This window comes from Prauserella isguenensis, from assembly GCF_014191605.1.
Classification (GTDB): domain Bacteria; phylum Actinomycetota; class Actinomycetes; order Mycobacteriales; family Pseudonocardiaceae; genus Prauserella; species Prauserella isguenensis.
The window spans coordinates 395,458-421,234 of sequence record NZ_JACHWU010000003.1 but is presented as its reverse complement, the minus strand read 5'-3'; the positions used below and the strand labels follow the sequence as shown (position 1 = coordinate 421,234).

The following is a 25,777-nucleotide window of genomic DNA, read 5'->3' as shown; positions in this document are numbered from 1 at the left end:
TCCGGTCTCGTATGATCTCGGCCGTGGCGGAACGGAGAACCCGGCGGGGCTCGGCGGGCCGGAGCCGCCGGGTTCCGCCCGCGGCCGGCGTCGTGCTGGCCAGCGGGGCCGGGACGCGGGTCGGCGCGGAGATGAACAAGGTGTACCTGCCGTTGGCGGGGCGCAGGCTGGTGTCGTGGTCGCTCGACGCGTTCGCGCGGGTGCCCGAGATCGGCGTCCTTCTGCTCGTCACGCGCCCGCAGGACAGGGAGCTGGTGGACTGGGTGCTGGACCGCGAGGTCGACGCCCCGGTGGAGGTCGTCTACGGCGGCGAGACGCGGCAGGAGTCGGAGTTGCGCGCGCTGCGCTGGCTGTCGAGCCGCATCGACGAGGGTTCGGTCGACACGGTCCTGATCCACGACGCCGCACGGCCGTTGGTGAGTCCCGCACTGATCGCGGGTGTGCTGCACGAGGCCCGCGAGTGCGGGGGAGCCATTCCCGCACTGCCCGCCGACGACCTGGTGGCCGTGGACGAGTCCGGCGCGCTCACCGGCCAGGAACCGGCGTCGATCGTGCGTGCCCAGACACCTCAGGGCTTCCGCGCGGGGCCGCTGCTCGAGGTCTACGAACGTGCCGCACGCGATGACTTCGTGGGCACCGACACGGCCTCGGTGATGGAGCGGTTCTCCGGGCTCCCGGTGCGGTGGGTGCGCGGGGAACAACAGAACTTCAAGATCACCTACCCGCACGATCTCGTGGTCGCCGAGCAGGTACTGGCCGCGGCGGACTACCGGACGTGACGTCGACGAGGACGGAAGCGATGGGTGCGAAGGGAACGATCGAACACGCCACGCTCGCCTGCCACCGGTGCGGCCGCGAGACGCGACACGAACTCGCCTACGCCGGGCGGCTGCTGGTGGTCACCACGTGCCTGACGTGCAGAACCTCTATCGAACGCGACGTCCGCCGTCGCTACCTGCAGGATCTGCGGCACCGGATGCTCAGCAAACCCGCCCGCATGGCTCGCAGGCTGCGCAGGCATCCGGTCGGGTTCACCGGGTCGCTGCCGCGCACGGCCGCGCGCAAACCGTGGCGGCTGCTGGACGAGGTGCGGCTCGTGTGGTCGGCCGCGGCCGACGCCCGCCGCCGTCATTCCGACGACGGCGGGCGTGACCGCTGAGTCTTTCGGGGCGGCAATGGGCTCGGCGATTCAGAGCGATTCGGGGCTCTTCGTCTCGCGCGGGTCGGTGACCACGACGTCGCCGAGCGCGTCGTCGATGGCCGTCATCAGGTCGTCGTCCAGCGTCACCCCGACGGCCTTGACGTTCTCGTGGACCTGCTCGGGGCGGGAGGCGCCGATGATCGCCGAGGCGACGTTGCGGTTCTGCAGCACCCAGGCCACGGCCAGCTGAGCCAGCGACAGGTCGGCCTGCTGTGCGAGCGGGGTGAGCTTCTCGACCCGCTCGAGAACCTCGTCGCGCAGGAACTTCTGAACGGTGTTCGCGCCACCCTTCTCGTCCGTCGCACGCGAGCCGGCGGGGAGCGGCTGGCCCGGCTTGTACTTGCCGGTGAGCACGCCCTGCGCGATCGGCGACCACACGATCTGGCTCATGCCTTCACGCTCGGAAGCGGGCACGACCTGGTCTTCGATGACGCGCCACAGCATGTTGTACTGCGGCTGGTTCGACACGAACGGGATCTTCAGCTCGCGGGCGAGTTCGGCACCGCGGGTGATCTGCTCGGCCGTCCACTCCGAGACGCCGACGTAGAGCACCTTGCCCTGCCGGACGAGGTCGGCGAAGGCCTGCATCGTCTCTTCGAGCGGTGTCGTGTGGTCGAAGCGGTGTGCCTGGTAGAGGTCGACGTAGTCGGTGCCGAGACGCTTCAGCGAGGCGTGCGCCGACTCCATGACGTGCTTGCGGCCGAGGCCCTTGTCGTTAGGGCCCTTTGGGCCGGTCGGCCAGAAGACCTTGGTGAAGATCTCCATGCTCTCGCGGCGCTGTCCCTGCAGGCCACGGCCGAGCACGGACTCGGCGGCGGTGTTCGCGTAGACATCGGCCGTATCGAAAGTGGTCACGCCGGCGTCCAGGGCCGCCTTGATGCAGGCGTGCGCCTGGTCCTCCTCCACCTGGGAGCCGTGGGTGAGCCAGTTGCCGTACGAGATCTCACTGACATTGAGGCCGCTGCGGCCGAGACGTCGAAATTCCATACCGCGAGCTTACTGGCTTAGTTCGCATGGCTAACGAACCGGACGTGTGATGATCGAGACGTCTCACGCCGCCCTGCGGTGCCGGGCATGGGATCGCGCTGCGGCGACCGTCCCGGCGCAGCGGGCTCGCGTCGTTACGGGATCGGGTCGCCCGCCTTGAGGCGCGGCTTCGGCACCCGCAGCCGCCGCAGCTGGCTCGCCCGCACGAACGCGTACCAGCCGAGCGAGGCACCGCGGATCGTCTCGTTCGGGAACCGCTCCCGCGCGGCCTTCGCCACGCGCCTGCCGTTGATGAAGCCCTCGACCAGCATGCCGAGCAGGAAGATCGTCGTGACCAGCGTGGCGTACTGCTGGATCGCCACGACCGGCACCAGCAGCGACAGGAACACCAGCACGGCCAGCGGCATGAACAGGCCCAGGATGTTGCGCCGCGAGTCGATCAGGTCGCGTACGTACTGCTTGACCGGCCCGCGGTCGCGGGGGAGCAGGTAGCGCTGGTCGCCGGCCATCATCTTCTCCCGGCGTTCCCGGGCGGCGGCGCGGCGCGCTTCCTTGTCCTCCTTGGTGACCGGGTTCTGCTTCTTCAGCTCCCGGTTCCGGCGGATCGCCTCGCGCGTGGTGGTCGGCGGCGGCGCGACCGGGCCCCGGCGCTTGCCCTCGGCCTCGACGCGCCTCGGCGTCGGCCTGCCCTTGGCCGGGGTGTGGCCCTTGGGCACGTGAGATTCGCCGGACCCGTCGACGTCGACCGCGGTCTCGGTGGAATCGGATTCGGACTTCTGGGCATTGTTGCGGCGCAGGAACCTCACGCTGCCAGGGTATTGCAGTGCTCACTGCCGATGTTCAGGCGGTCGGCCGATGTGCCACCATGGCCGTCGGGGAACAAGACGGCCGTCCTCCTTGTTGCCTCCGGTGGAATACTGGAGTGAGCATGGGGAATGTCCGCTCCGCGAGGTGACTGCCGCGTGGAGATCGAGCCCCGGGACAGCGACTTGAGGGAGTGCCATGACGACCGCTGAGCAGACCGGCAACACCGCCGCCGAGGAGGCCACCCACGGCGTCGTCCTGACCGAGACCGCCGCCGGCAAGGCCAAGGCGCTGCTCGACCAGGAGGGCCGCGACGACATGCACCTGCGCATCGCGGTGCAGCCGGGTGGCTGTGCGGGCCTGCGCTACCAGCTCTTCTTCGACGAGCGTGAGCTCGACGGCGACCTGTACCGCGACTTCAACGGGCTGCGCGTCGCGGTGGACCGGATGAGCGCTCCGTACGTCGAGGGTGCCCAGATCGACTTCGTCGACACGATCGAGAAGCAGGGCTTCACCATTGACAACCCGAACGCGGGCGGTTCCTGCGCCTGCGGCGACTCGTTCCACTGAGTCGCGCCCCACAGCGGGGACATCCACACTGCGAAACGGGCGCCGGTCATCGACCGGCGCCCGTTTCGCTGTCATCGGGCCGGTCGTGTGGCGCCGGCCCGGGGATGGGGAGTGGGGCCGCGATCGCCGTTGACCGCGGCTCCGGAGAGCTTGCCTGGTGTCAGACGTACGCGTCCAGTCCCGCAACCTGAGCGTGACATGCGTCGTCCACGTTCCACGGCCGAGCGGACGGATGCGGGCGCTGTCCGGGCACCTGCGGACGGGGAATGTCGCGGCAGTCGGCGATGAGGTCGTCGAGAGACTCCGGCTCGGGTGCACCCGGCGCGGACGTGCGGGACGCGGAGGTACGGGGCGAGGGAGTGCTGAGGGACGGCGTGCGGAGCGCGGAATCACGGTCGGTGCTGTTCATCGCGACCGAACCTAGGCAGCGCTGCGGCGGGGCGACAGGCTTACCAATCGGTAGTGGTGCCGTACCGCCCGGTAGTCGCTCGGCAGGGTTACGCCGGTTCAGAACAGCGACGCCCGCGTCCTCGCGACGAACGCGTTGTCCACCGCGATGATGCCGGCCAGGATCACCGTGCCCAGCGGTTCGGACGCCGGCGGTGCGCCCGCTGCACGGGGCACCGCCGGCGGCGGTGGTCGAGAGGGTCGCTCTCGTCCTACAGGTAAACCGGGTACTGCGGCTCCGGGACGTCGACCTTGACGCGGTTCTCGACGAAGATGCCGTGCCAGATCATGAACACCAGCAGTGCCCAGAGCCGGCGGCTGTGGTCGAGGGTGCCCGCGCGGTGCTCGTCGAGCAGAGCCCGTACCGCGGCCTTGTCCAGCAGGTGGCCGGTCTGCGAGTCGGCGATGATCCCGCGTGCCCAGTCGTACATGTCGCTCCGCAACCAGTGGCGGATCGGCACCGGGAAGCCGAGCTTGCGGCGGTTCAGCACGTGCGAGGGGACGATGCCGTCGAGCGCCCTGCGGAGGGCGAACTTCGTCGTCTCGTTGGTGATCTTCTGGTCCAGCGGAATGGCCGACGCCACGCGGAACACCTCGGAGTCGAGGAACGGCACCCGAAGCTCGAGCGAGTTGGCCATCGTCACCTTGTCCGCCTTGACGAGGATGTCGCCGCGCAGCCAGGTGAACAGGTCGATGTGCTGCATCCGGGACACCGGGTCCCAGCCGCGGGACAGGTCGTACCAGGGCCGCGTGACGTCCTGGTGGCCGACGCCCTCGGCGTACTGGGGCAGTACCTCGCGCAACTGGTCGTCACGGAACAGCCGGGCGTTGCCGTAGTAGCGCTCCTCGAGCGGCAGCGACCCGCGCCGCAGCAGGTCCTTGCCCCGCGTGCCCTCGGGAATGGCCTTCGACACCTTTCCGGCGAGCCGCCGCAGTGCACCGGGCATCTTCTCGAACGGTGCGAGCGACAGAGGCTCGCGGTAGATCGTGTACCCGCCGAACAGCTCGTCGGAGCCCTCACCGGACAGCACGACCTTCACGTGCTTGCGCGCCTCGCGGGCGATGAACCACAGCGGCACGAGCGCCGGGTCGGCGACCGGGTCGTCCAGATACCAGACGATCAGCGGCAGTGTCTCCATCATCTCCTGGGCGGAGACGGTGCGGACGACGTGCTTGACGCCGATCGCGGCCGCGGACTCGGCGGCGACGTCGACCTCCGAGTAACCCTCGCGCTCGAACCCGGTGGTGAACGTGATCAGGTTCGGGTTGTGCTCCTTGGCCAGCGCCGCGATCGCGGTCGAGTCGATACCGCCGGACAGGAACGCGCCCACGGTCACGTCGGCGCGCATGTGCTTGGCCACGGAGTCGCGCATCACCTCGGCGATCTCCTCGTGCAGCGTCGCCGTCTGCGCAGGCCCCGAGACCGGCCTGGTGCGGAACTCGGGGGAGAAGTACCGGTCGGTGCGCAGCTCGCCGCCGGGCGAGACGGTGAACGAGGTGCCGGACTCGATGCGCCGCACGTTCCGGTGCAGCGACTCGGGCTCGGGCACGTACTGGAGCACCAGGTAGTGCTGCAGTGCGACGGGGTCGAGTTCGTCGGCCAGGCCGAGCGTGCCGGCCAGCGAGAGCAGACTCTTCTTCTCGCTGGCGAACGCCACGCCGTTCGGGCCGGTCGAGACGAACAGCGGCTTGATGCCGAACGGGTCACGGGCACCGAAGACGACCCTCGCCTCGGAATCCCAGATCAGGAAGGCGAACATGCCGCGCAGCCGGCCCACGGCCGCAGGGCCGAGGTGGTGGTACGCGGCGACGATCGCCTCGGTGTCGCCTTCTGTGTCGAACGTCGCACCGTGCTGCTCGGCGAGTTCGGCCCGCAGCTCGAGGTAGTTGTAGATCTCGCCGTTGAAGTTGATGGTGTAGCGCGTCGGATTCTCCGGCGGGCCCCAGGTCAACGGCTGGTGCGAGTGGTCGACGTCGATGATCGCGAGCCGGTTGAAACCGAACACGACCTCGCCGTCGGCCCAGGTGTCGGTCTCGTCGGGGCCGCGATGCCGCTGGCAGCGCAGCGCCTCGCCCACGGCGGGCCGTGCCGTCGCCGCGTCGTTCTCACTGGGACACACCAGTCCAAGCAGGCCGCACACGCCTCTTCACACACCTTTTTGCTCGTTGCGGGCTCGCCGAATCGGCTCGTCAGAAGGCCTGCCGGCGGTCGGCGCCGGGGCCGATCACGCACCGGCCGTGACCCGGCCGTGAACCGATGCAGCGCTGGAGTCGCCAGTATGCCCGCAGTGTGTCCGCGGTTACGGCGGCGGGGGCACGGATACCCCTTGGGCGCCGATCCGGTTCACCTCGGCTAAAGTCCCCCTACGTCACGTAGTGATCGGGCGAGGAGGCATCGCGCAGTGGGCGTTCCAGAACGCACCCGGAACACACGCCGGGGCAAGGTCGCCAAGGTGACCGTGCTCGCCGGGCTTGTCGCCGTCCTGGCGACGGGATGTTCCGGCGAGGAGGTCCTGCGGTTCGGGTGGCCGGAAGGTGTCACCCCTGAGGCCGACAGCATGCGGACCTTCTGGACCTGGTCCGTGATCGCCGCGCTCGTCGTCGGCGCCATCGTCTGGGGCCTGATGTTCTGGTCGATGATCTTCCACCGGAAGAAGCCCTCGCCTGCCGACACGGCGGGCGAGGAAGCGCTCCCGCGGCAGTTCCAGTACAACGTGCCGCTCGAGCTGTTCTGCGTCGTCGTGCCGGTGATCATGGTGTGCGTGCTGTTCTTCTTCACCGCCACCACCGAGAGCCAGGTGCTGGCCGATGAGGACGAGCCCGACGTGACGGTGGACGTCACGGCGTTCCAGTGGAACTGGGAGTTCGGCTACCCCGACGAGCAGAAGGCCGAGAACGGCCAGACGATCTCCACGGTCGGTAGCTCCTCGGAGATTCCGCTCATGGTGGTCCCCACGGACCGGACGATCCAGTACAACCTGCGGTCGACGGACGTCATCCACTCGTTCTGGGTTCCTGAGTTCAACTTCAAGCGGGACGTCATGCCGTACCCGGAGAAGAACAACCAGGATTTCACGTTCCAGAACACGATCGACCAGGAAGGTGCGTTCGTGGGTCGCTGCGCCGAGCTGTGCGGTACCTACCACGCGATGATGAACTTCGAGGTCCGTGCGCTGTCGCCGGATCTGTACGAGCGTTACATCGAGCTGCGCGCACAGGTGAACCCGCGGACCGGTGAGCCCAACACTGCGGCCGATGCGCTGAAGGCGCTGCAGAACGAGGGTTGCGACGCGGAGCTGTGCAGCCCGACCGCGACCACGACGAAGCCGTTCGCCACCGACCGCACGCTGCGGACGGCGTCGGGCTGACCACCTCGCCACCGGCGGACCGATGCGGATCGTTCCGCCGGCGGCAGGACGCCGCAGTATCGGATCCACTCCCAGTACGCTGATCACGAACGCTGAGCTACCAGTAAGGACACAGGGCACATGAGGAACGAAGCCAGGCTGTTCGACGTCGTCATGGTCTTCGCGTTCTTCGTGGCGGCCGTCTACGCGGTGATGACGGGCGTCATGACCAGGGACGGTGTCGAGCCGGTCGGCACCATCGCACTGCTGCTGACCGGCGGCCTCACGTTCCTCGTCGGCAGCTACATCCGATTCGTCGGCCGCCGCATCCCGGCGCGACCGGAGGACAACGACGAGGCCGAGGTCAGCGACGGCGCAGGCGAAATGGGCTTCTTCAGCGCCGGCAGCTACTGGCCGGTCGGCCTCGCCGCCTTCGCGGCCGTGGCGGGTGTCTCGCTCGCGTTCATGCAGATCTGGCTGCTGATCTTCGCCATCATCGGCCTGCTGATCACCATCGGCGGTCTGGTGTTCGAGTACCACTCGGGTCCGAGCCACCACTGAGCCGCCGACCCCACTGAGCCACCGACCTCACTCAGCCACTGCGGCCCCCGAGTCGCACATGTGAAGGCCCTGCCACCCGGTGTTCCCGGGTGGCAGGGCCTTCACATGTGTTCGGAGGCGGGAGCGGGCGTCAGGCCGTGGTCGCCGCCGAGAAGTCGATCCACCGCTGCAGCAGGTCCGCGGTCCTTCCGGAGTCGAGGACCTCGGCCGCGCGGCCGATATGGGCGCTCAGGTCGGCGGAGAGGTCGCCCGAGAACCCGTGATAGGCCGTGAGCGCGCCGGCCGCGTTCAGCAGCACGGCGTCCCGCACGGGCCCCGCTTTGCCGCTGACGAGCTCGTGAACGACCCGCGCGTTGATCTCCGGGGTTCCGCCCTTCAGGTCCTCCTCGGTGGCGAGAGGGATGCCCAGAGCCTGCGGATCGATCGTCGTCTCCCGGATGGTGCCGCCGGTGATGACCCACGCCGTCGTCGTGGTCGTGGTGGTGATCTCGTCGAGACCGTCGTCACCCCGTACGAGCAGCACGTCGTGCCCGCGATCGGCGTACACCTCGGCGAGTACCCGCGTCTTGTCCCGGTAGGCGCAGCCGATGAGGCTCGCCGACGGCTGCGCGGGGTTGCTCAGCGGGCCGAGCATGTTGAACGTCGTCGGCACGCCCAGCTCACGCCGCGTCGCACCCGCGTACTTGAGCGCAGGGTGGAAGGCGGGCGCGAAGCAGAAGCCGATGCCGACCTCGGAGACGCACCGCAGCACGTCCTCCGGAGACATGGTGATCGCCACACCCATGGTCTCCAGCACATCCGCCGCACCCGATTTCGACGACGCGGCCCGGCTGCCGTGCTTGACCACCGGGGCGCCCGCCGCGGCCACGACCAGCGACGACATCGTCGAGATGTTCACCGAGCCGGCACGGTCGCCGCCGGTGCCGACGATGTCGACCGCCGTGTAGTCGATGTCGAGCGTGCGAGCGTGCGCGAGCATGGCCGACGCCATACCGGCGATCTCCGCGGGAGTCTCGCCCTTGGCCCGCAGTCCGACGGCGAACCCGCCGATCTGGGACGGGGTCGCGGCGTCGGACATGATCTGGTCCATCGCCCACGCCGTCTCCTCCTCGGAGAGGTCGGCGCGGTCGATGAGCCTGCCCAGGATCCTGGGCCAGGTGTGTGCGTCAGGCATGTGTGAGATCAACCCTGTACGGCGGGGAGGCGCTGCCTGCGCAGCACCTCGGCGATCGTTTCGGCGGCGGCGAGGGGGTCCAGCGGGTGCACCAGCACGGCGTCGGCCTGCGACCAGGTCGCGAGCCATCGGTCGTCGGCGCGCCGTATGGCAACGGCGATCGGCGGGCAGGCGGTGATCTCGTTCTTGAGCTGCCTGCACAGCCCGATGCCGCCCGTGGGCTGGGCCTCGCCGTCGAGAATAGCGAGGTCGACGGTGCCGGCGTCCATCTCGGCCAGTACGTCGGCGACCCCGGACGCCTCGACGTAGGTCACCGTGGGCAGGTCCGTCGCCGGCCTGCGCCCCACGGCGCCCATGATCGTGTCACGGACCTCCGGCCGGTGGCTGAACACGAGGATCCGCTGGGGCTGATCGGTCATGTGCCGTCCTCCATGTCGGGCGTTCGGGCGGCCTCGTTGCCGCCGCGCGTCGATGTTAACCGTCCCGACCTCGCCAGACCCAGGTGATCACCAGGCGATCCCGAGGTTTCCACGACTCTCCGTAGGACCCGGGCTGCACGGCCGGGAGGCGAAGAGACATAATGCGACTCGTGACAACGGCAGCTCCCAACATCAGCCAGCGAGTGCACTCGCTGAACCGGCCGAACATGGTCAGCGTCGGGACCATCGTCTGGCTGTCCAGCGAGCTCATGTTCTTCGCCGGGCTGTTCGCGATGTTCTTCACGGTCAAGGCGCAGAACGACACCGGGCACTGGCCACCGGTGAACGAGGCCACCGGCGAGCTGATCCACTTGGATATCGCCTACGCGCTGCCGTTCACGGCGATCCTGGTGGCGTCGTCGTTCACCTGTCAGTTCGGCGTGTTCGCCGCCGAACGCGGTGACGTCTTCGGCCTGCGCCGCTGGTATCTGATCACGCTGCTCATGGGCACGGTCTTCGTGCTCGGCCAGGCGGGCGAGTACCTGACGCTGATCAGCGAGGGTGTGACGATCCCCTCCGGCGCCTACGGCACCGTCTTCTACATGACGACCGGCTTCCACGGCCTGCACGTCATCGGCGGTCTGATCGCGTTCGTCTACCTGCTCATCCGGACGAAGTTGAGCAAGTTCACACCGGCGCAGGCCACCTCGGCCATCGTCGTGTCGTACTACTGGCACTTCGTCGACATCGTGTGGATCGGCCTGTTCGCGGTGATCTACATCGTCCCCTGACGCATTGACCACTGTGATCCGTTCTCCCCAGTACGGCCGAACTGACAGCAAGGGTTGCCGCAGAAGATGACCTCCACGAAGAAGCCCGCAGCGGCGGGCGACCGGCGAGCGGGCCGCCGCTCGAAGTTCCGCAGGCGGGTCGCCGGATTCGCCGCGCTCGCGATGGCGCTGATCGGTGCGGGCGGCATGTACGCCGTGTTCGCGCCGGAGCCGCAGACCGCAGAGGCGCAGTCCGATCCGGCCCAGCTGCGCAAGGGCGAGCAGATCTACAACAACACCTGCATCTCGTGTCACGGGTCGAACCTGCAGGGCGTCAAGGACAAGGGGCCGAGCCTGATCGGCGTCGGCGAGGCCTCGGTGTACTTCCAGGTCTCCAGCGGCCGGATGCCGCTGGTGCGCCAGGAGGCGCAGGCCGCGCGCAAGCCCGCGAAGTACACGCCCGCCGAGATCGACGCGCTCGGTGCCTACATCCAGGCGCACGGCGGCGGGCCGCAGAGCCCCGAGGGCCACGGCGAGCAGCTGCAGGGCGAGAACCCGGCCCGCGGCGGTGAGCTGTTCCGCCTCAACTGCGCGTCCTGCCACAACTTCACCGGTCAGGGCGGTGCGCTGTCGTCCGGCAAGTACGCGCCGGAGCTCGGACCCGCGAGCGAGAAAGAGATTTACACCGCGATGCAGACCGGGCCGGAGAACATGCCGAAGTTCTCGGACCGGCAGCTGACACCCGAAGAGAAGAAGGACATCGTCGCCTACGTGAAATCGGTCAGCGACGGCAACAACCAGCCGGGTGGTAACTCGCTGGGCGGCCTCGGACCGGCTTCGGAAGGTGTCATCGCGTGGGTCGTGGGGATCGGCGCTCTGATCGGCGCCACCCTGTGGATTGGATCGAGGGCATAGGCATGAGTGGCAACGAGCCAGGACCCCGTCCTTCGGACGAGGAACTCGCGGCGATGGGCCGGGACGACCTCGTCAAGCTGGGTGGCCAGCTGGACGGTGTCGAGATCGTCGATTACCCGGACCCGTGGCCGGTCAAGGGCACGAAGGCCGAGAAGCGGGCCGAGCGCGCCGTGGCGCTGTGGTTCCTCGTCGCCGCGCTCGCCGGTCTGGCGTTCGTCGTGGCGCTCATCTGGTGGCCGTGGCGGTACGAGCCGAGGACCGACGAGTCCGCGCACTTCTGGTACAGCCTGTACACGCCGGTGCTGGGCATCACGCTCGGCGTCTCGGTGCTGGCGATCGCTTTCGGCGCGCTGCTGTACGCGAAGAAGTTCATCCCGAACGAGGTCGCGATCCAGCAGCGCAGCGACAACATGGGCGAGGGGTCGGCCGAGGTCGACCGCAAGACCATCGTCGCGCACCTGGCCGACGCCGGGGACCGCGCGACCATCGGCCGCCGGTCGATGATCAAGCGCACGGCCGGTCTCGGCGTCGGCGCGCTGGGCCTGGGCGTGGTCGCGCTGCCGGTGGCGTCCTTCATCAAGGACCCGCACGACAACGCGGACAACAAGGACGGCCTGGTCCACACGGGCTGGCAGAAGCAGCACCCGGGCGAGATCGTCTACCTGCGCCGTCACACCGGTGACGCGAACGAGGTATCGCTCGTGCGCCCCGAGGAGATCGACGCGGGCGGCATGGAGACGGTGTTCCCCTTCCGCGAGTCCGAGCGTGGGGACCACGAGGCGCTCCTGCACGCCGTGCGCCGGTCCGACAACCCGGTCATGCTGATCCGGCTGCGCCCGGGCGACGCCGCCGAGGTGGTGAAGCGCAAGGGCCAGGAGGACTTCAACTACGGCGACTTCTACGCCTTCACGAAGATCTGCAGCCACGTCGGTTGCCCGACGTCGCTGTACGAGCAGCAGACCAACCGCATCCTGTGCCCGTGTCACCAGTCGCAGTTCGACGCGCTGCAGTACGCCAAGCCGGTGTTCGGTCCGGCGACGCGCGCACTGGCCCAGCTGCCCATCACGGTGCACACCGACGGTTACCTGATCGCCCGGCACGACTTCATCGAGCCGATCGGACCCGGTTACTGGGAGCGCAAGTCATGAGCTCACTGACGACACCGACCAAGGGCTCCAGCGCTCTCGCACAGCACGCCTCCGAGGCGGCGAACAACGCCGACCAGCGGTATGTGCTGTCCAAGGGCCTGCGGCACCAGATGAACAAGGTCTTCCCGACGCACTGGTCGTTCCTGCTCGGGGAGATCGCGCTCTACAGCTTCATCGTCGTCATCCTGTCGGGCGTCTACCTGACGCTGTTCTTCGACCCGTCGATGGCCGAAGTGGTCTACGACGGGCCGTACGAGAACCTGCAGGGCATCGAGATGTCCCGCGCGATGGCGAGCACGCTCGAGATCTCGTTCGAGGTCAGGGGCGGGCTGTTCGTGCGCCAGGTGCACCACTGGGCCGCGCTGATCTTCGTCGCGGCGATGGTCGTGCACATGCTCCGCGTGTTCTTCACCGGTGCGTTCCGCCGGCCCCGTGAGGCCAACTGGATCATCGGTGCCCTGCTGCTGATCCTGGGTGCGTTCGAAGGCTTCTTCGGCTACTCGCTGCCGGACGACCTGCTCTCCGGTACGGGTATCCGCGCGACGCTGTCCGGCATCGTGCTGTCGGTGCCGGTGGCGGGCACCTGGCTGCACTGGGCACTGTTCGGTGGCGAGTTCCCCGGCACGGTGATCGTGCCGCGGATGTACACGCTCCACATCCTGCTCATCCCGGGCATCATGCTCGCGCTGGTCGCCGTGCACCTGGCACTCGTGTGGTATCAGAAGCACACCCAGTTCCCGGGCAAGAAGCGCAAGGAGACCAACGTCGTCGGCGTCCGGATCGTCCCGGTGTTCGCCGTCAAGGCCGGTGCCTTCTTCGCAGTCGTCACGGGTCTGATCGCGCTGATGTCGGGTCTGTTCCAGATCAACGCGGTCTGGCACATCGGACCGTACAACCCGTCACAGGTGTCGGCCGGGTCCCAGCCGGACTGGTACATGGCCTGGGCCGACGGCATTCTCCGGATCTGGCCTGCGTGGGAGCTGTATCTCGGCAACTACACGGTGCCGCCGGTGTTCTTCGCCGGTGCGATCGGTATGGGCATCCTGTTCACGGTGTTCATCGCGTACCCGTTCATCGAGCGAAAACTGTCGAAGGACACCGCGCACCACAACCTGTTGCAGCGGCCGCGGGACGCACCGGTACGCACGAGCCTCGGCGTCATGGCGCTGACGTTCTTCATGGTGCTGGAGATGTCCGGCTTCAACGACATCTTCGCGTTCGCGTTCGACATCTCGCTCAACGCGACGACGTGGATGGGCCGCATCGGCATCCTGTTGCTGCCACCGCTGTCGTACTGGATCACCTACCGGATCTGTATCGGCCTGCAACGGTCCGACAGGGAGGTGCTGGAACACGGCCTGGAGACCGGCATCATCAAGCGTCTGCCGCACGGTGAGTTCATCGAGCTGCACCAGCCGCTGGGCCCGGTCGACGACCACGGTCACGCGGTGCCGCTCGAGTACCAGGGCGCTCCGGTGCCGAAGAAGATGAACAAGCTGGGCACGGCCGGTTCTCCGGTGCCCGGCGGCTGGTGGTCGCCGGATCCGCCGGACGAGACCGCCGCGCTCGAGGCCGCGCACGCCGAGCACGAACGGCAGCAGCGTGCCCGCGAGCTGGAGTCGGGGGACTCGGAGGAGTCCGAGACGCCCGCAGGCTCGTCGCGCGAGTAACCACGGAAACAGAAGGGGAGCCCCCGGTCCTGGTGACTGGGGGCTCCCTGTCGTGTGTGGGCTGTCGCGACCGGGTCGTTGCAGCCCGAAGGTCGGGTCAGACGGACTCGATGCCGAGTTCGAACGCCGTGCCGGTGTCCGCGCTGGAGTACGAGCGGAAGGCGATGTGGGTGTCGGTGTTCACGACCCCGTCGACCTTGCTGATCTTGGCGGGGATGAGCGCCGCCAGGTCTTCGTGGGAGGCCACGCGCACGATGGCGATGAGGTCGACGTCGCCCGCGCACGAGTAGACCTGGGACACGCCCTCGATGTCCGCGATCTCCTGTGCCGTTTCGGGAATCCGGTCGGCTGCTGCGCTGATGAGGACGATCGCGGTGATCACACTGGCCTCCTGGGGGAACGGACTGTCATGGGGGCGATCGTAGTCGCGGGTCAGCCGATGTTCTCGAGTGTCGCCGCAGTGGCGACCTTGTCGAGCCACGGTGCCCAGCCGCCCGCGCCGTGGACGGGTTCGGACCACGGCCGTGAGGTGCGCACCAGTCGCCTGCCGGGTGTGGTGAGCCACCGCAGCAGCACGCCCGTCTCCTCCGCGGGAGCGCCGCGCAGCGGCCCCGGCGACGGCAGGACGGTCTGCGCGGAGGCGACGAGTGCGTCGACGACGGGCATGGGCGGCGTGCCACGGCGGGCCACACCCGCGGAGGCGAGCCTGCCGTGCCGGATGACGGCGAACTCCCATCCGCCGGTGCCGTCCGGTGCGGCGGCGACCAGCTCCTCGATCGCCGCCAGCGCACTGAGCCGGTGCGCGTGCCCGACGCCGCGCAGCAGCGTGACGAGTTCGTCCCGTCGGCGCGCGGCCTGCTCGAAGTGGCCGTCTCCGGCGAGCGTGTCGATGTGGGCGCGGGCGGCGTGCAGGGGAGTGTCGCCTGTTCCGGCGACGAGGTCGGCGATCTGCCGCGGTGCGTGGGCGTATTCGTCGACGCTCTGCCTGCCCGCGCATGGCGCGCCGCACCGCCCGAGTTCGGCCAGCACGCACGGTGTCCCCTGCGGGGCGCGGGCGGGGATGCGTTGCGTGCAGGTGCGCAGGCCGGTGGCGCCGGCAAGGGTGTCGGCGGCGGTTCTGGCTCGTGCCTGCGAACCGAACGGTCCGAGCGCTCCGTCTCGTTCGGACCGGACGACCGACAGCCGGGGGAACGCCTCGTCGGTGAGGACGATCCACCAGTGGCTGTGGGGGTTCTTCGAACGCCGGTTGTAGGCAGGCCGGTGCGCGGCCAACAGTCGCAGTTCCCGTACCTGCGCCTCGAGGGCGTGGGCGCATTCGATGCCGTCGACCCGTTCGGCCAGCGCCACCATCTCGCGCATGCGGCCGCGTGACTCGGAACCGGTGAAATACTGCCGGACGCGCCTGCGGATGTTGCGGGCGGTGCCGACGTACAGCACCTCGTCGTTCGGTCCGCGGAACAGGTACACCCCGGGTGTCTCCGGCAGATCCGCCGCGAGGGTGCGTTTGCGCCGCTGGGCAGGCGTGACGTCGGGCAGGAAGTCGAGCAGCTCCTCCAGCGACTGCACGCCGAGCGGGCCGACGCGCTCCAGTAGACCGTGGAGCACGTCGACGGTGGCGCGGGCGTCGTCCAGCGCACGGTGCGTCGGCGTGGTGCGGGCCCCGAAGAGCCGGGCGAGGGCCGACAGCCGATGCGACCGCGTATCGGCCTGCGAGAGCACTCGTCGCGAGAGCGTGAGTGTGCACACGACGGCCGGTTTCGGCCATGTGTAGCCGTGGCCCTCGCAGGCGGCGCGCAGGAACCGCGTGTCGAACCCGGCGTTGTGGGCCACCAGCACGGCCCCGGCGGCGAATTCGAGGAAGGCGGGCAGCACCTGGTCGATCGGTGGTGCGGACTGGACCATCGCCGTGGTGATCCCGGTGAGTTCGACGATCTGCGGCGGGATCGTCGTGCGCGGGTCCACGAGCGTCCCGAACTCACCGAGCACCTCACCTCCGCGGATCTTCACGGCGCCGATCTCGGTGATCCCGTCCGGGCCGGGCGCGCCGCCCGAGGTCTCCAGGTCGACGATCACGAAGGTGACGTCGCGCAGCGGGGTGCCCAGTTCGTCGAAAGCCAGCTGCATGGCCGCGCACTGTAGGGGCGGGCCCCGACAATCCCCGGCTCCGGTGAACTCATCGCCGAGGACGTGTGATCGACGGCGCTCCTGATCGACGGCGCCCCTGATCGACGGAGCCCATGATCGAGGGCGCCGGTGAGCGATGGTGCCGTGACCCACGATGCAGTGATCCGTGGCTGTCCGCCGGTATCGCGGTGGCCGGGGCGGGGTAGTCGGGGACGCGTCCGTGTGCGGTGCCGAGCGGTAGTCGGGGAGGGATCTTCCGCGTGCGTTCATCCTGGCCTCATCGCGTGGCCGCTCTGTTCGGCGAGGATCACCGTCGACAGCGAGAGCCCGAGGCGAACCTGGAGGCATGCGGATGCGGGCACTGCGGTGGTTGGCGGCGGTACTGATGACGGTCGGGATGACGGCCGGCGCGGTCACTCCGGCGTCGGCGGAGCAGCGGGAGCTCACGGTCCTGTCGTTCAACATCCACCACGCCGAAGGTGCCGACGGCGTGCTCGATCTGGACCGTATCGCCCGCGTGATCGAGCGCAGCGGCGCCGATGTGGCGGGTCTGCAGGAAGTCGACCGGCACTACTCGGACCGCAGCGAGTGGGCCGACCAGGCACGGCTGCTGGCGAAGCGACTGGGCTACCACGTGGTGTTCGGAGCCAACATCGACAATCCACCGCCCGCGCCGGGCACGCCGCGGGTCCAGTACGGCACGGCGATCCTGTCGCGGTACCCGATCGTGGACTCCTCGAACACCCACCTGCACCGTTCGCCCGACCAGGAGCAGCGGGGTCTGCTGCACGCCGAGGTGAACATCCGCGGCGAGCGCGTCCACGTCTACGACACACACCTCGCGGCATCGTCCCAGTCCGACCGCACGGAGCAGGGGCGGCAGATCGCCGACCTCATCGGGGACACCCGGCGAGCGGTGCTCGTCGGGGATCTCAACGCCGAGCCGGGTGCGCCCGAGCTCGCGCCGCTCGACCGGACGCTGACCGACGTCTGGCCCGCCGTGGGCGAGGGCGACGGGGCGACGTTGCCGTCGCAGGCGCCGGAGAAACGCATCGACTACGTGTACACGGCTGGCGACGTGACCCCCGTGTCGGCGCGGGTGCTCGACGACGAACCGGAGGCGAGCGATCACCTCCCGGTCGTGGCGGAGCTCGACCTCGGCTGACTCCGGTCGTTCGGATTCGGTCCGGGCGGCGTCGGCGAGTCGGCACCGGCGCGGCGTCGCGGCGGCCGGCACGGCGACGTCGTGAGCCGGCAGCGCCCACACGAGGACGGGCGCCGGGGTGTGCGGGCGCGCGGCGTCCGGAACCTAAGCTGGACGGATGCAACCGTCGTCGCACCGTCCCGACCCGTCGGGGGGCCGGTCCGGCCCCGAGCAGGGGGCCGGTTCCGCAGGCGGCGCGGTCTCCGAACCCGCGCCGGAGCAGGCTCGGGAGGACGTGCGGCGGTCCGCTTCCGACGGTACGGGAACGGCGTGTGATGCCGGCCGGGACGAGACCGTCGACTGGGGTGCGTTGCCCGATCCGGTGCGGGAACGCCTCGCAGAACTCGCCGCGGCGGCGCTGAGCACGCTCCCTGCGGCGGACGTGCCGAAGCGGGTGCGGCCGGTCGCACGGTTCGCTCCGGCGAAACGGGCGGGTTCGGGTGCGTCGGCGTTGCTGGCCGGGCTGCGCGAGTCGGCACGGTTCCGCACCGCGGTCGTCGAATGGACGCGCACCCATCGGCCCGAGGCGCTCGACGTCAGCGCGGAGGCCGATCCGGCGACGACGGCCGCGGTGGCCCTGCTGCTGGGCGAGCAGGACGCCGCGGCGAAGGTGCGGGATGTGGCGCGCCGCGCCGAGGACGCCTCGCTGCGGTCCGAACGGGACGCGGCCCTCGCGCGGGTGCGCAAACTCGAGGCCGAGCTGGTCGAGGCCCGCGAGGAACTCGCGACCGCGCGCGCCGACGTGGAGCGCGCCAGGGAGGAACGGACCGACCAGCTCGACAAGCTCCGCGGCCGCCTGCGTAAGCAGGGGCAGGAACTGCGGGAGGCGCGCGACGCGGCCGAGCGGGCCCGCAGGGACGTCGAGCAGGCCACCGGTGCCCGCGGCGGCGAGGCGCAGCGGCTGGCCGAGGAACTCGCGCGGGAACGCGAACGCGCGGCCGCCGAACGCACCCGGGCCGAACGGGCGGTCGCCGACGCCGAAGCGGCCCGCCGGTCCGCCCAGGAGGCCCGCGCCGCCGACGAGGTGCGGCTCCGGCTGCTGCTGGACACCCTCGGAGGCGCCGCCGAAGGCCTGCGCCGGGAACTCGCCCTCGGCGAGACGGGAACGGGCGCGGCGCCCGCGGACACCGTCGCAGGCACCGCGGGGCCCACGAAGGCGGCCGAGCGGATCGCCGACGCCGAAGCGCTCGGCAGGCTGCTCCGCCTGCCCGCGGTTCACCTCGTGGTGGACGGCTACAACGTCACCAAGACCGGATACGCCGAGCTGCCTCTGGCCGAGCAGCGGTCGCGGCTGGTGGGCCAGCTCGGGGCGCTGCAGGCGAGGGTGGGCGCCGAGGTCACGGTCGTGTTCGACGGCGCGGGCGTGACGTCGGTCCCCGCCGCGAACCCGCGCGGCGTGCGGGTGCTGTTCTCCGAGCCGGGCGTGCTCGCCGACGACGTCATCCGCGATCTCGTGGCCGCCGAACCGCACGGACGGCCCGTGATCGTGGCGACGTCCGACCAGGAGGTCGTCACTGCCGTGCGCCGCAGTGGTGCCCACGCGGTGCCGTCGCACGTGCTGCTCACGCGGCTCGGCCGCACGTGAGGTCCGGTCGCCGACCGCGTGACCGTTGCGAGACGTGCGTCACCGTGGCCGACGGTTCGCGGCGCGTTCCTGTCGGTGGCGGGCTCTACCGTGCGCGACATGCAACGACAGGGGAACGAACGTCCACACCACGGGCACTCCGAGCACGGGGACGCCGAGCACGGGAACGCCGACGATGAGCTGATCATCGACTGTGACCGGTGCCGGGTGCGGGGCGATGCGTGCCGCGACTGTGTCGTCAGTGTGCTGCTCGGTCCTCCTCCGGAGCTGCGGTGGGACGAGACGGAACGCCGGCCCGTCGACGCGCTGGCGGACGGTGGCATGGTTCCGCACCTGCGCCTCGTTCCGGTGGAGCCGGTCGAGACCGGGGAGCCGACCGACGACGGCAGGCGCGCAGGCTGATCACGTGGGTCGCTGCGGAGGCGGCGCCGCGCCGTCGGGCCACCCACGGTGGCACCGTCGTGCCGCCGCGCGCGGTCTCGCGGTCGTCGAGCGACGTCATTCGTCGTGCGGTGAGCGGTCCAACCAATCAGGTGAACGGTTGCGACCACTTCGGATGCGCTGTGTAAGACCGGTCACAGCAACTGCGGAACCGCTGGTCCGAACGTGTCGGGCTCTGCGGTCGACGAATCACATGCGGGGGTCGCTGGACGTGGCCGATGGGGTTTCGTAACCTGGCCGAGATTTCGCGTCAGGTAGCCGTTCCCCATGTTCGGCGACGCGGGATCGCCGCCGAGAGCAGCTTTTGTCGGGGAGCTGCGCCGGACGTCACGCACAGTAGTGTGACGGGGCCGAACGCGGAGACACATCGGTGCCGGATGTCGCATCCGGACGTCGTGGTCACCCCTGGGCCCGGTCGTGGTGAGGGCCCCCGACCTCACCTGGCCGATCGACCGGTAGGCGGCCTTACCGCAGAGGAGACATGAGCGACGTGCAGTCGCAGCCCGTGAAGCGCGTGATCTCGAGCGCGCTGGCGGCATCCGCCGTCGTCGCGGTTGTCACCTTCCAGTCACCGGCGACCGCTTCCCCCAACCCCGCCCTCCAAACCCCCCCGGCTTCACAGCAGCAGACGCAGTCCGAGGCGCTCGACAAGTACTACGAGCTCTCGGAGAAGGCGGAGAAGCTGAACGAGCGGCATCTGCAGGCGCAGAGCGACCTCGAGAAGAAGCAGGGCGAACTGGGCGACGCGAAGAAGCGCCTGAACAACGCCAAGCAGGCGAAGCAGCGTGCCTCCGCCAACGAGGAGCGTTACCGCAAGGACGTCGACCGGTTCGCCGGTGCGTCGTTCGCCAGCGGTTCGCAAATGAACAAGATGTCGGCACTGCTGACCGGTGACTCCGCGCAGGACTTCCTGGAGCGTTCGTCGGCGCTGGACGTACTGGCGGAGGACCGCAACAGGGCGCTGACCAAGCTCCGCGGTGCGGTCAACAGTGCCGCGGCGGCGGAGCAGAAGGCGCAGCAGGCGCGTAACCAGGCGGCGAAGGCCAAGAACGCCGCGGCGAAGCTCGAGAGCGACATCGCCGCGCGCAAGGAGGCCCTCGACGAGAAGATCGCGGAGGTCCGCGAGGCCTCCGGGATGCTGAACGAGTCGGAGCAGGCGACGCTCGAGGACACCGGCCCGGACGTCGGCCCCGTGACGGCTCCCGGCCCGGCCGCCCAGACCGCCGTGGACACGGCGATGGCGCAGATCGGCAAGCCGTACAGCTGGGGCGCCACCGGCCCGGAATCGTTCGACTGCTCCGGCCTGACGTCCTACGCGTACGACGCGGCGGGTATCTCGATCCCGCGGACGGCGCGGGACCAGCAGGCCAGTGGGGGCACCCCGGTGTCCCGTGACCAGCTGAAGCCCGGCGACCTCGTGTTCTCCGGGTCGCCCGCGTACCACGTGGGCATCTACATCGGCGACGACCAGATGGTCCACGCGCCGACCGAGGGCGAGCCGGTCAAGGTCGGCCCGCTGCAGGACGAATACAGCGGGGCCGTCCGGGTCGCCTGACCCGCACACCCGCACACCGCCCGGGCCGGGGCGGGATAGCGTTGTCACCATGCGCCGCACGCTCCTGGTGACCAACGACTTCCCGCCCCGGCCCGGTGGTATCCAGTCCTATCTGCAGGCCTTCACCTCGCGGCTGCCTTCCGAGGACCTCGTCGTGTACGCGCCGGCCTGGGAGCGTGCGTCCGGCTCGTCGAGTGCGTTCGACGCGCGCCAGCCCTACGAGGTGGTCCGCCACCCCACGGCGCTGATGCTGCCGACACCGGACGTGCTGCGGCGTGCGAAGGAGCTCGTGGCCTCGCGCGAGTGCGACACCGTGTGGTTCGGCGCCGCCGCCCCGCTCGCATTGCTGGGTGCGCCGCTGCGGGCCGCGGGTGCGCGCCGCGTCGTCGCCTCGACCCACGGCCACGAGGTCGGCTGGTCCATGCTTCCCGCCGCGCGGCAGGCGCTGCGGCGGATCGGCGACACCACCGACGTCGTCACCTACGTCAGCGACTACACGCGCAAGCGGTTCGCCGCTGCGTTCGGCCGTTTCGCCGGTCTGGAACACCTGCCGTCCGGGGTCGACCCGGAGACGTTCCGCCCCGACGCCGCGGCCCGCGACGAGCTGCGCACCCGGTACGGGCTGGGCGACCGTCCGACCGTGGTCTGTGTGTCCCGGCTCGTCCCGCGCAAGGGGCAGGACATGCTCATCCGCGCGCTGCCCGCGATCCGGGAGCGGGTGCCTGGGGCGGCGCTGCTGGTCGTCGGGGGTGGTCCGTACCGCGGTCAGCTGGGGTCCCTGGCACAGCAACTGGGGGTCGCCGACGACGTCGTCCTCACCGGATCGGTGCCCGCCGAGGAACTGCCCGCGCACTACGCGGCGGGCGATGTGTTCGCCATGCCCGCGCGGACGCGCGGCAAGGGACTCGACGTCGAAGGACTGGGCATCGTGTACTTGGAGGCGTCGGCGACCGGGTTGCCGGTCGTCGCGGGGAACTCCGGGGGTGCACCGGAGACGGTGCTCGACGAGGTCACCGGACACGTCGTCGACGGCAGGCGCCTCGAGCAGCTCGTCGACACGCTCTCGGCGCTGCTGGCCGACCCGGTGCGGGCCCGTGCGATGGGAGAGGCGGGACGCCGGTGGGTGAGCGAGCACTGGCGCTGGGACGTGCTCGCCCGGCGCCTCGAGACGCTGCTCGACGGTCGTCTCGGATCCCGGACCTGAGTCTCAAGCATTGAGATCGCCCGGGTTTTCCGGATGAGCACGGTGTTTCTCGCCCTGCTGGGCGTCAAAATTCACTCGAACCGGTTTTGTTCATTGTGTTCCCGGGCTTTCGGATTCGAACGGTAATCGGGCCCTCCGGAAAGTCCGTTCATCGGGTGAGTGTCGGGCCACCCGTAGATGTTGATCTACGTGTCCGGCTGTCCTCTGTGGAGTGACGTGCACGCGAGCACGCCATGAGAATCCTTGCCGAGGCGGACACTCGGCGCGTTCCTCTGGTACCTGGTGTTGGTACTCGAAACGCGCGCGGACGCCGCGGCCCGCCGGTTGAGTGCCGGCCGTTCCGCGACGACGCGTCCGTGGTCGCCGTCGACCGAGCGCCATTACCCCTGCGAAACATGCGCGGGGGAATTCACCCGACCTCGAGGAGGCCGTTTCAAATGACGCTGAAGACCGGTCAGGAAAGCGACCAGCAGGAGGCTGATGCCGTGCCGTGGTGGCGCACGGTGCTGCGTTACGACGTGCCGGCCTCGCTCGTGGTGTTCCTCGTCGCCGTGCCGCTGTCACTGGGCATCGCGCTCGCCTCCGGCGCGCCGATCGTCGCCGGACTGATCGCCGCCGTGGTCGGCGGCATCGTGGCGGGCTCCGTGGGAGGATCGCCACTGCAGGTCAGCGGCCCGGCCGCCGGGTTGACCGTGGTCATGGCCGAGACGATCAACCAGTTCGGCTGGGCGGTCACGTGTGCCATCACCGTGGCGGCGGGTCTGCTGCAGGTCCTGTTCGGACTGAGCAGGATCGCCAGGGCCGCGCTCGCCATCTCGCCCGCGATCGTCCACGGCATGCTGGCGGGTATCGGCATCACGATCGTGCTGGGCCAGCTCCACGTCGTCCTGGGCGGAGACTCGAACAGCTCCGCCGTCGACAACATCCTGCAGCTGCCCGGCCAGCTGCTCGACCTGCACGGGCCGGCCACGTTCCTCGGACTACTGACACTGGGCATCCTGCTCGTGTGGAGCAAGCTTCCCGCGGCGGTCCGCAAGGTTCCCGCGCCGCTCGCCGCCATCGTGGTGGTGACCGTCCTCGCCGTCGCGACCGGTTCGTCCGCCGAACGCGTGGACCTGCCCGGCAACGTGCTCGACATCCGGTTCGCCCCGGAACTGCCCGACGGCGACTGGACCGAGTTCGCCGTCGCCGTGCTGACGATCGCGCTGATCGCCAGCATCGAATCCCTGCTGTCGGCCGTCGCCGTCGACAAGATGCACACCGGCAAGCGCGGCAACTTCGACCGCGAACTCATCGGCCAAGGCCTCGGCAACATGACGTCGGGCACGCTGGGGGGCCTGCCGATCACCGGCGTGATCGTCCGCAGCTCCACGAACGTCGCCACCGGTGCACGGACGCGCGCGTCGGCCATCCTGCACGGCGTGTGGGTGCTGTTGTTCACCGCGCTGCTCGCGACATTGATCGAGAGCATCCCCCTCGCCGCACTCGCGGGCCTGCTGGTGCACGTCGGCGCCAAGCTGGTCAACACCGCCCACATCCGCGAGGTCCTGCGCCACGGCGACCTGTCGTTGTACCTCGTGACCGTGGCGGGCGTGGTGCTCGTCGATCTGCTCTCGGGCGTGCTCATCGGCATCGGCCTCTCCGTGCTGCTCATGCTCCACCGCACGATGTGGTCCGGGGCGCATGCCGAGGGGGCGGGCGACACGCGCCGGGTCGTCATCGAGGGTGCGCTGACGTTCCTGTCCGTCCCGCGGCTCTCGGCCGTCCTCAATGGACTTCCCGAGCGCTCCACCGTGACGCTGGAGCTCGTCGTGGACTACCTCGACCACGCCGCGTTCGACTGCCTGCACAGCTGGCAGGAGGCCCACGAGCGCACGGGCGGCCGCGTGATCGTCGACGAGGTCGGCCACCCGTGGTTCGCACGCGGCAAGGGCGGCAGCCCGATCGTCCGCAAGGACCGTGCCGGCGCGGCCGTCCCGCGGTGGCTTGCGCCATGGTCGGAGTGGATGGCACGGGACGGCGCGCCCGAGGAGCCACTGCCGGAGGTGCGGATCCCGGACCAGCGCCAGGCACCGCTGCGCCGCGGCACCTCCGAGTTCCAGGCCCGCACGGCACCACTCGTGCGCGACACGATGAGCAGGCTGGCCGCCGGGCAGCACCCGCACACACTGTTCATCACGTGCGCTGACGCGCGCATCGTCCCGAACGTCATCACCACGAGCGGCCCCGGAGACATGTTCACCGTCCGCAACGTCGGCAACCTCGTCCCGCCGCACGAACGGCACTCGGGCGACGGTGCCGCAGTGTGGTCGTCGGTCGAATTCGCCGTCGGCGTGCTCGGCGTGAGTGAGGTCGTGGTGTGCGGGCACTCCTCGTGCGGTGCGATGCGGGCGCTGCTCGACGGCACGCCGGAAGGCCTGGCAGGGCTCGCGGGCTGGCTCGAGCACGGTGAGGCGGGCCTGGCGCGCAGCCGTGAGGCGGCACCGGTACGCCTCGACGGTGCCGAGCCCGCACACCCGGGTGACGCACTGGCCCTGCACAACGTGCTCCAGCAGCTCGATCACCTGCGGGAGTCGCCGTTGGTGCGGGCTGCCGTAGAACGCGGGGAACTGACGTTGACGGGTATGTACCTCGACCTCGGCAACGCGCAAGTCTACCTGCTGGATCCGACGACGAGCAACTTCGAACCCGCGGGCGTGCACGGCGCTGCGCAGGCCCGGTGACGGCGGTCGGCGCGGGCGGGCTAGTGTCGACCACGGAGTCGGCACGCGGCGTTCCCGGCCGCGCCGACGCCGACCGGCGGCGGGGACGATGATCGCTTCCGCCGCCGAGGCCGCGGCCATCGCGTGAGGTCTCCTGCCGGCGACCCCGGCGGAGACCCCCGCGAATGGCGCGGCCGGTCGTGACACGGGGAGCCGCCACCCGGTGGCTCCGAGCGTTCCCCGAGGAGAACGCGTTCCGGTGACGGCACAGCGCATGTGACGAACAGCGCACGTGACGGCACAGCGCATGTGACGGCACCCACGGTGAGGACAGCGCAGCAGCGAGGAGGACGCCCGTTGTCGGAGCAGCGGACCGAGCAGCCCGCATGGTCGGCGCTGGCGCTCGAAGGCGTGCGTGTCGAGCGGCCGAAGGTGGTCGTGAAGGCGGACCTGCTGCCCGCGATCAGTGTCGTGTCGTTCGTGGCGCTGCTGGGCATTCCCGTCGGCTGGCTGTGGTCGTTGCTGGCGCCCCCGCAGCGGATGCGCGTGATGGGCGGCGCCGCGGGTGAACTTCCGTTGCAGCTGGAGAGCTGGCACCGGTTCGACGCGCTCGCGGTGTTCCTGCTCCTCGGGCTCGCCGCGGGGATCGCGGTCGGGCTCGTGGTGTGGCTCCTGCGCGAACGGCGCGGACCGGTGATCCTCGTCGCGGCGGTGCTGGGATCGGTGGTCTCGGCGTGGTTGGCGATGCAGATGGGACTGTCCTTCGCGGGCGGCCGGTACGCGATCACCGAACCGCCCGAGGTGGGCACGGTGGTCGAGGCCGCACCGGTGCTCGAAACCGGCTGGGCGGTGCTCGCCCAGCCGCTGACGACCGCGCTCGTGTACGGCATGTCGGCGATCTGGAACAGCCGCGACGACCTCGGGCGCAGGCTCGGCTGACGTTCCGCGC

Annotated in this window: 24 protein-coding genes; 16 read left to right on the top strand and 8 right to left on the bottom strand. The window is 69.8% G+C overall.

The features are described from left to right. The first annotated feature begins 11 nt into the window (after positions 1-11). Together FHS23_RS14680 and FHS23_RS14675 are read left to right on the top strand one after the other, a co-directional pair. A complete protein-coding gene (locus tag FHS23_RS14680) occupies positions 12-779 on the top strand; it encodes an IspD/TarI family cytidylyltransferase (protein ID WP_183655003.1) in 768 nt (255 codons plus the stop codon). A 20-nt stretch (positions 780-799) separates the two neighbouring features. Further along, a complete protein-coding gene (locus tag FHS23_RS14675; protein ID WP_183655000.1) occupies positions 800-1,159 on the top strand; it encodes a hypothetical protein in 360 nt (119 codons plus the stop codon). Between the two features lie 30 nt (positions 1,160-1,189). Here FHS23_RS14675 and FHS23_RS14670 read toward each other — a convergent pair whose 3' ends face one another. Both FHS23_RS14670 and FHS23_RS14665 read right to left on the bottom strand, forming a co-directional pair. After that, positions 1,190-2,188, bottom strand: a complete 999-nt coding sequence (locus FHS23_RS14670; RefSeq protein WP_183654997.1) for an aldo/keto reductase family protein — start codon at positions 2,186-2,188, stop codon at positions 1,190-1,192. A 134-nt stretch (positions 2,189-2,322) separates the two neighbouring features. After that, positions 2,323-2,994 (bottom strand): DUF3043 domain-containing protein, encoded by a 672-nt coding sequence (locus tag FHS23_RS14665; RefSeq protein WP_183654994.1) that lies wholly within the window; start codon positions 2,992-2,994, stop codon positions 2,323-2,325. Positions 2,995-3,190: 196 nt separating this feature from the next. Between FHS23_RS14665 and FHS23_RS14660 the strand changes: the two genes are divergently transcribed. Next, entirely contained in the window at positions 3,191-3,562 is a 372-nt protein-coding gene (locus FHS23_RS14660) for a HesB/IscA family protein (RefSeq protein WP_183654991.1), read from the top strand. A 160-nt stretch (positions 3,563-3,722) separates the two neighbouring features. On the opposite strand, the gene FHS23_RS14655 is transcribed toward FHS23_RS14660, so the two are convergent. Next, entirely contained in the window at positions 3,723-3,971 is a 249-nt protein-coding gene (locus FHS23_RS14655; RefSeq protein ID WP_183656247.1) for a hypothetical protein, read from the bottom strand. A gap of 250 nt (positions 3,972-4,221) precedes the next feature. Then, positions 4,222-6,150 carry an asparagine synthase (glutamine-hydrolyzing) gene (asnB, locus tag FHS23_RS14650; protein WP_183654989.1) on the bottom strand — a complete coding sequence of 643 codons (1,929 nt, stop codon included), beginning with the start codon at positions 6,148-6,150 and terminating at the stop codon, positions 4,222-4,224. 261 nt (positions 6,151-6,411) lie between these two features. Between asnB and ctaC the strand changes: the two genes are divergently transcribed. Together ctaC and FHS23_RS14640 are read left to right on the top strand one after the other, a co-directional pair. Beyond that, on the top strand, positions 6,412-7,377 hold the full coding sequence (ctaC, locus tag FHS23_RS14645; RefSeq protein ID WP_183654987.1) for an aa3-type cytochrome oxidase subunit II: 966 nt from the start codon (positions 6,412-6,414) through the stop codon (positions 7,375-7,377). 120 nt (positions 7,378-7,497) lie between these two features. Then, on the top strand, positions 7,498-7,917 hold the full coding sequence (locus FHS23_RS14640; protein WP_183654985.1) for a cytochrome c oxidase subunit 4: 420 nt from the start codon (positions 7,498-7,500) through the stop codon (positions 7,915-7,917). Between the two features lie 130 nt (positions 7,918-8,047). Here FHS23_RS14640 and trpD read toward each other — a convergent pair whose 3' ends face one another. Next, complete coding sequence (gene trpD, locus FHS23_RS14635) at positions 8,048-9,091, bottom strand: anthranilate phosphoribosyltransferase (protein WP_183654983.1); 1,044 nt, start codon at positions 9,089-9,091, stop codon at positions 8,048-8,050. 8 nt (positions 9,092-9,099) lie between these two features. Further along, positions 9,100-9,510 carry a response regulator gene (locus FHS23_RS14630; protein ID WP_183654981.1) on the bottom strand — a complete coding sequence of 137 codons (411 nt, stop codon included), beginning with the start codon at positions 9,508-9,510 and terminating at the stop codon, positions 9,100-9,102. 161 nt (positions 9,511-9,671) lie between these two features. Here FHS23_RS14630 and ctaE point away from each other — a divergent pair, with 161 nt between their 5' ends. The 4 genes from ctaE (at position 9,672) to qcrB (ending at position 14,013) form a co-directional block, all read left to right on the top strand. After that, positions 9,672-10,301, top strand: a complete 630-nt coding sequence (gene ctaE / locus FHS23_RS14625) for an aa3-type cytochrome oxidase subunit III (protein ID WP_183654979.1) — start codon at positions 9,672-9,674, stop codon at positions 10,299-10,301. Positions 10,302-10,367: 66 nt separating this feature from the next. Continuing rightward, a complete protein-coding gene (gene qcrC / locus FHS23_RS14620; protein WP_183654976.1) occupies positions 10,368-11,195 on the top strand; it encodes a cytochrome bc1 complex diheme cytochrome c subunit in 828 nt (275 codons plus the stop codon). A gap of 2 nt (positions 11,196-11,197) precedes the next feature. Continuing rightward, positions 11,198-12,343 (top strand): cytochrome bc1 complex Rieske iron-sulfur subunit, encoded by a 1,146-nt coding sequence (gene qcrA, locus FHS23_RS14615; protein ID WP_183654973.1) that lies wholly within the window; start codon positions 11,198-11,200, stop codon positions 12,341-12,343. Next, a complete protein-coding gene (qcrB, locus tag FHS23_RS14610) occupies positions 12,340-14,013 on the top strand; it encodes a cytochrome bc1 complex cytochrome b subunit (protein ID WP_183654969.1) in 1,674 nt (557 codons plus the stop codon). The genes qcrA and qcrB overlap by 4 nt, the downstream gene beginning before the upstream one ends. Before the next feature lie 97 nt (positions 14,014-14,110). Here the strand turns inward: qcrB and FHS23_RS14605 are convergent, their stop codons facing one another. Then, positions 14,111-14,395 (bottom strand): Lrp/AsnC ligand binding domain-containing protein, encoded by a 285-nt coding sequence (locus FHS23_RS14605; RefSeq protein ID WP_183654966.1) that lies wholly within the window; start codon positions 14,393-14,395, stop codon positions 14,111-14,113. A 50-nt stretch (positions 14,396-14,445) separates the two neighbouring features. Beyond that, entirely contained in the window at positions 14,446-16,137 is a 1,692-nt protein-coding gene (locus FHS23_RS14600) for a DEDD exonuclease domain-containing protein (RefSeq protein ID WP_183654963.1), read from the bottom strand. A gap of 346 nt (positions 16,138-16,483) precedes the next feature. Between FHS23_RS14600 and FHS23_RS14595 the strand changes: the two genes are divergently transcribed. The 7 genes from FHS23_RS14595 to FHS23_RS14565 all read left to right on the top strand — a co-directional run bounded on the left by FHS23_RS14595 (position 16,484) and on the right by FHS23_RS14565 (position 25,767). Further along, positions 16,484-17,302 carry an endonuclease/exonuclease/phosphatase family protein gene (locus FHS23_RS14595; RefSeq protein WP_183654960.1) on the top strand — a complete coding sequence of 273 codons (819 nt, stop codon included), beginning with the start codon at positions 16,484-16,486 and terminating at the stop codon, positions 17,300-17,302. Positions 17,303-17,459: 157 nt separating this feature from the next. Beyond that, positions 17,460-18,926: an NYN domain-containing protein gene (locus FHS23_RS14590; RefSeq protein WP_183654957.1), complete on the top strand. Its 1,467-nt coding sequence runs from the start codon at positions 17,460-17,462 to the stop codon at positions 18,924-18,926. A 99-nt stretch (positions 18,927-19,025) separates the two neighbouring features. After that, entirely contained in the window at positions 19,026-19,328 is a 303-nt protein-coding gene (locus FHS23_RS14585) for a hypothetical protein (protein WP_343053944.1), read from the top strand. 529 nt (positions 19,329-19,857) lie between these two features. After that, positions 19,858-20,922 carry an NlpC/P60 family protein gene (locus tag FHS23_RS14580; RefSeq protein ID WP_183656087.1) on the top strand — a complete coding sequence of 355 codons (1,065 nt, stop codon included), beginning with the start codon at positions 19,858-19,860 and terminating at the stop codon, positions 20,920-20,922. Positions 20,923-20,971: 49 nt separating this feature from the next. Continuing rightward, positions 20,972-22,126, top strand: coding sequence for a glycosyltransferase family 4 protein (locus tag FHS23_RS14575; RefSeq protein ID WP_183654953.1), 1,155 nt, complete (start codon positions 20,972-20,974; stop codon positions 22,124-22,126). Between the two features lie 437 nt (positions 22,127-22,563). Further along, positions 22,564-24,849, top strand: a complete 2,286-nt coding sequence (locus FHS23_RS14570) for a SulP family inorganic anion transporter (RefSeq protein WP_183654950.1) — start codon at positions 22,564-22,566, stop codon at positions 24,847-24,849. A 336-nt stretch (positions 24,850-25,185) separates the two neighbouring features. Further along, the gene (locus FHS23_RS14565) at positions 25,186-25,767 is read left to right on the top strand and encodes a DUF2567 domain-containing protein (protein ID WP_221219534.1); all 582 of its coding nucleotides are present in this window, start codon (positions 25,186-25,188) and stop codon (positions 25,765-25,767) included. Positions 25,768-25,777: the final 10 nt, after the last annotated feature.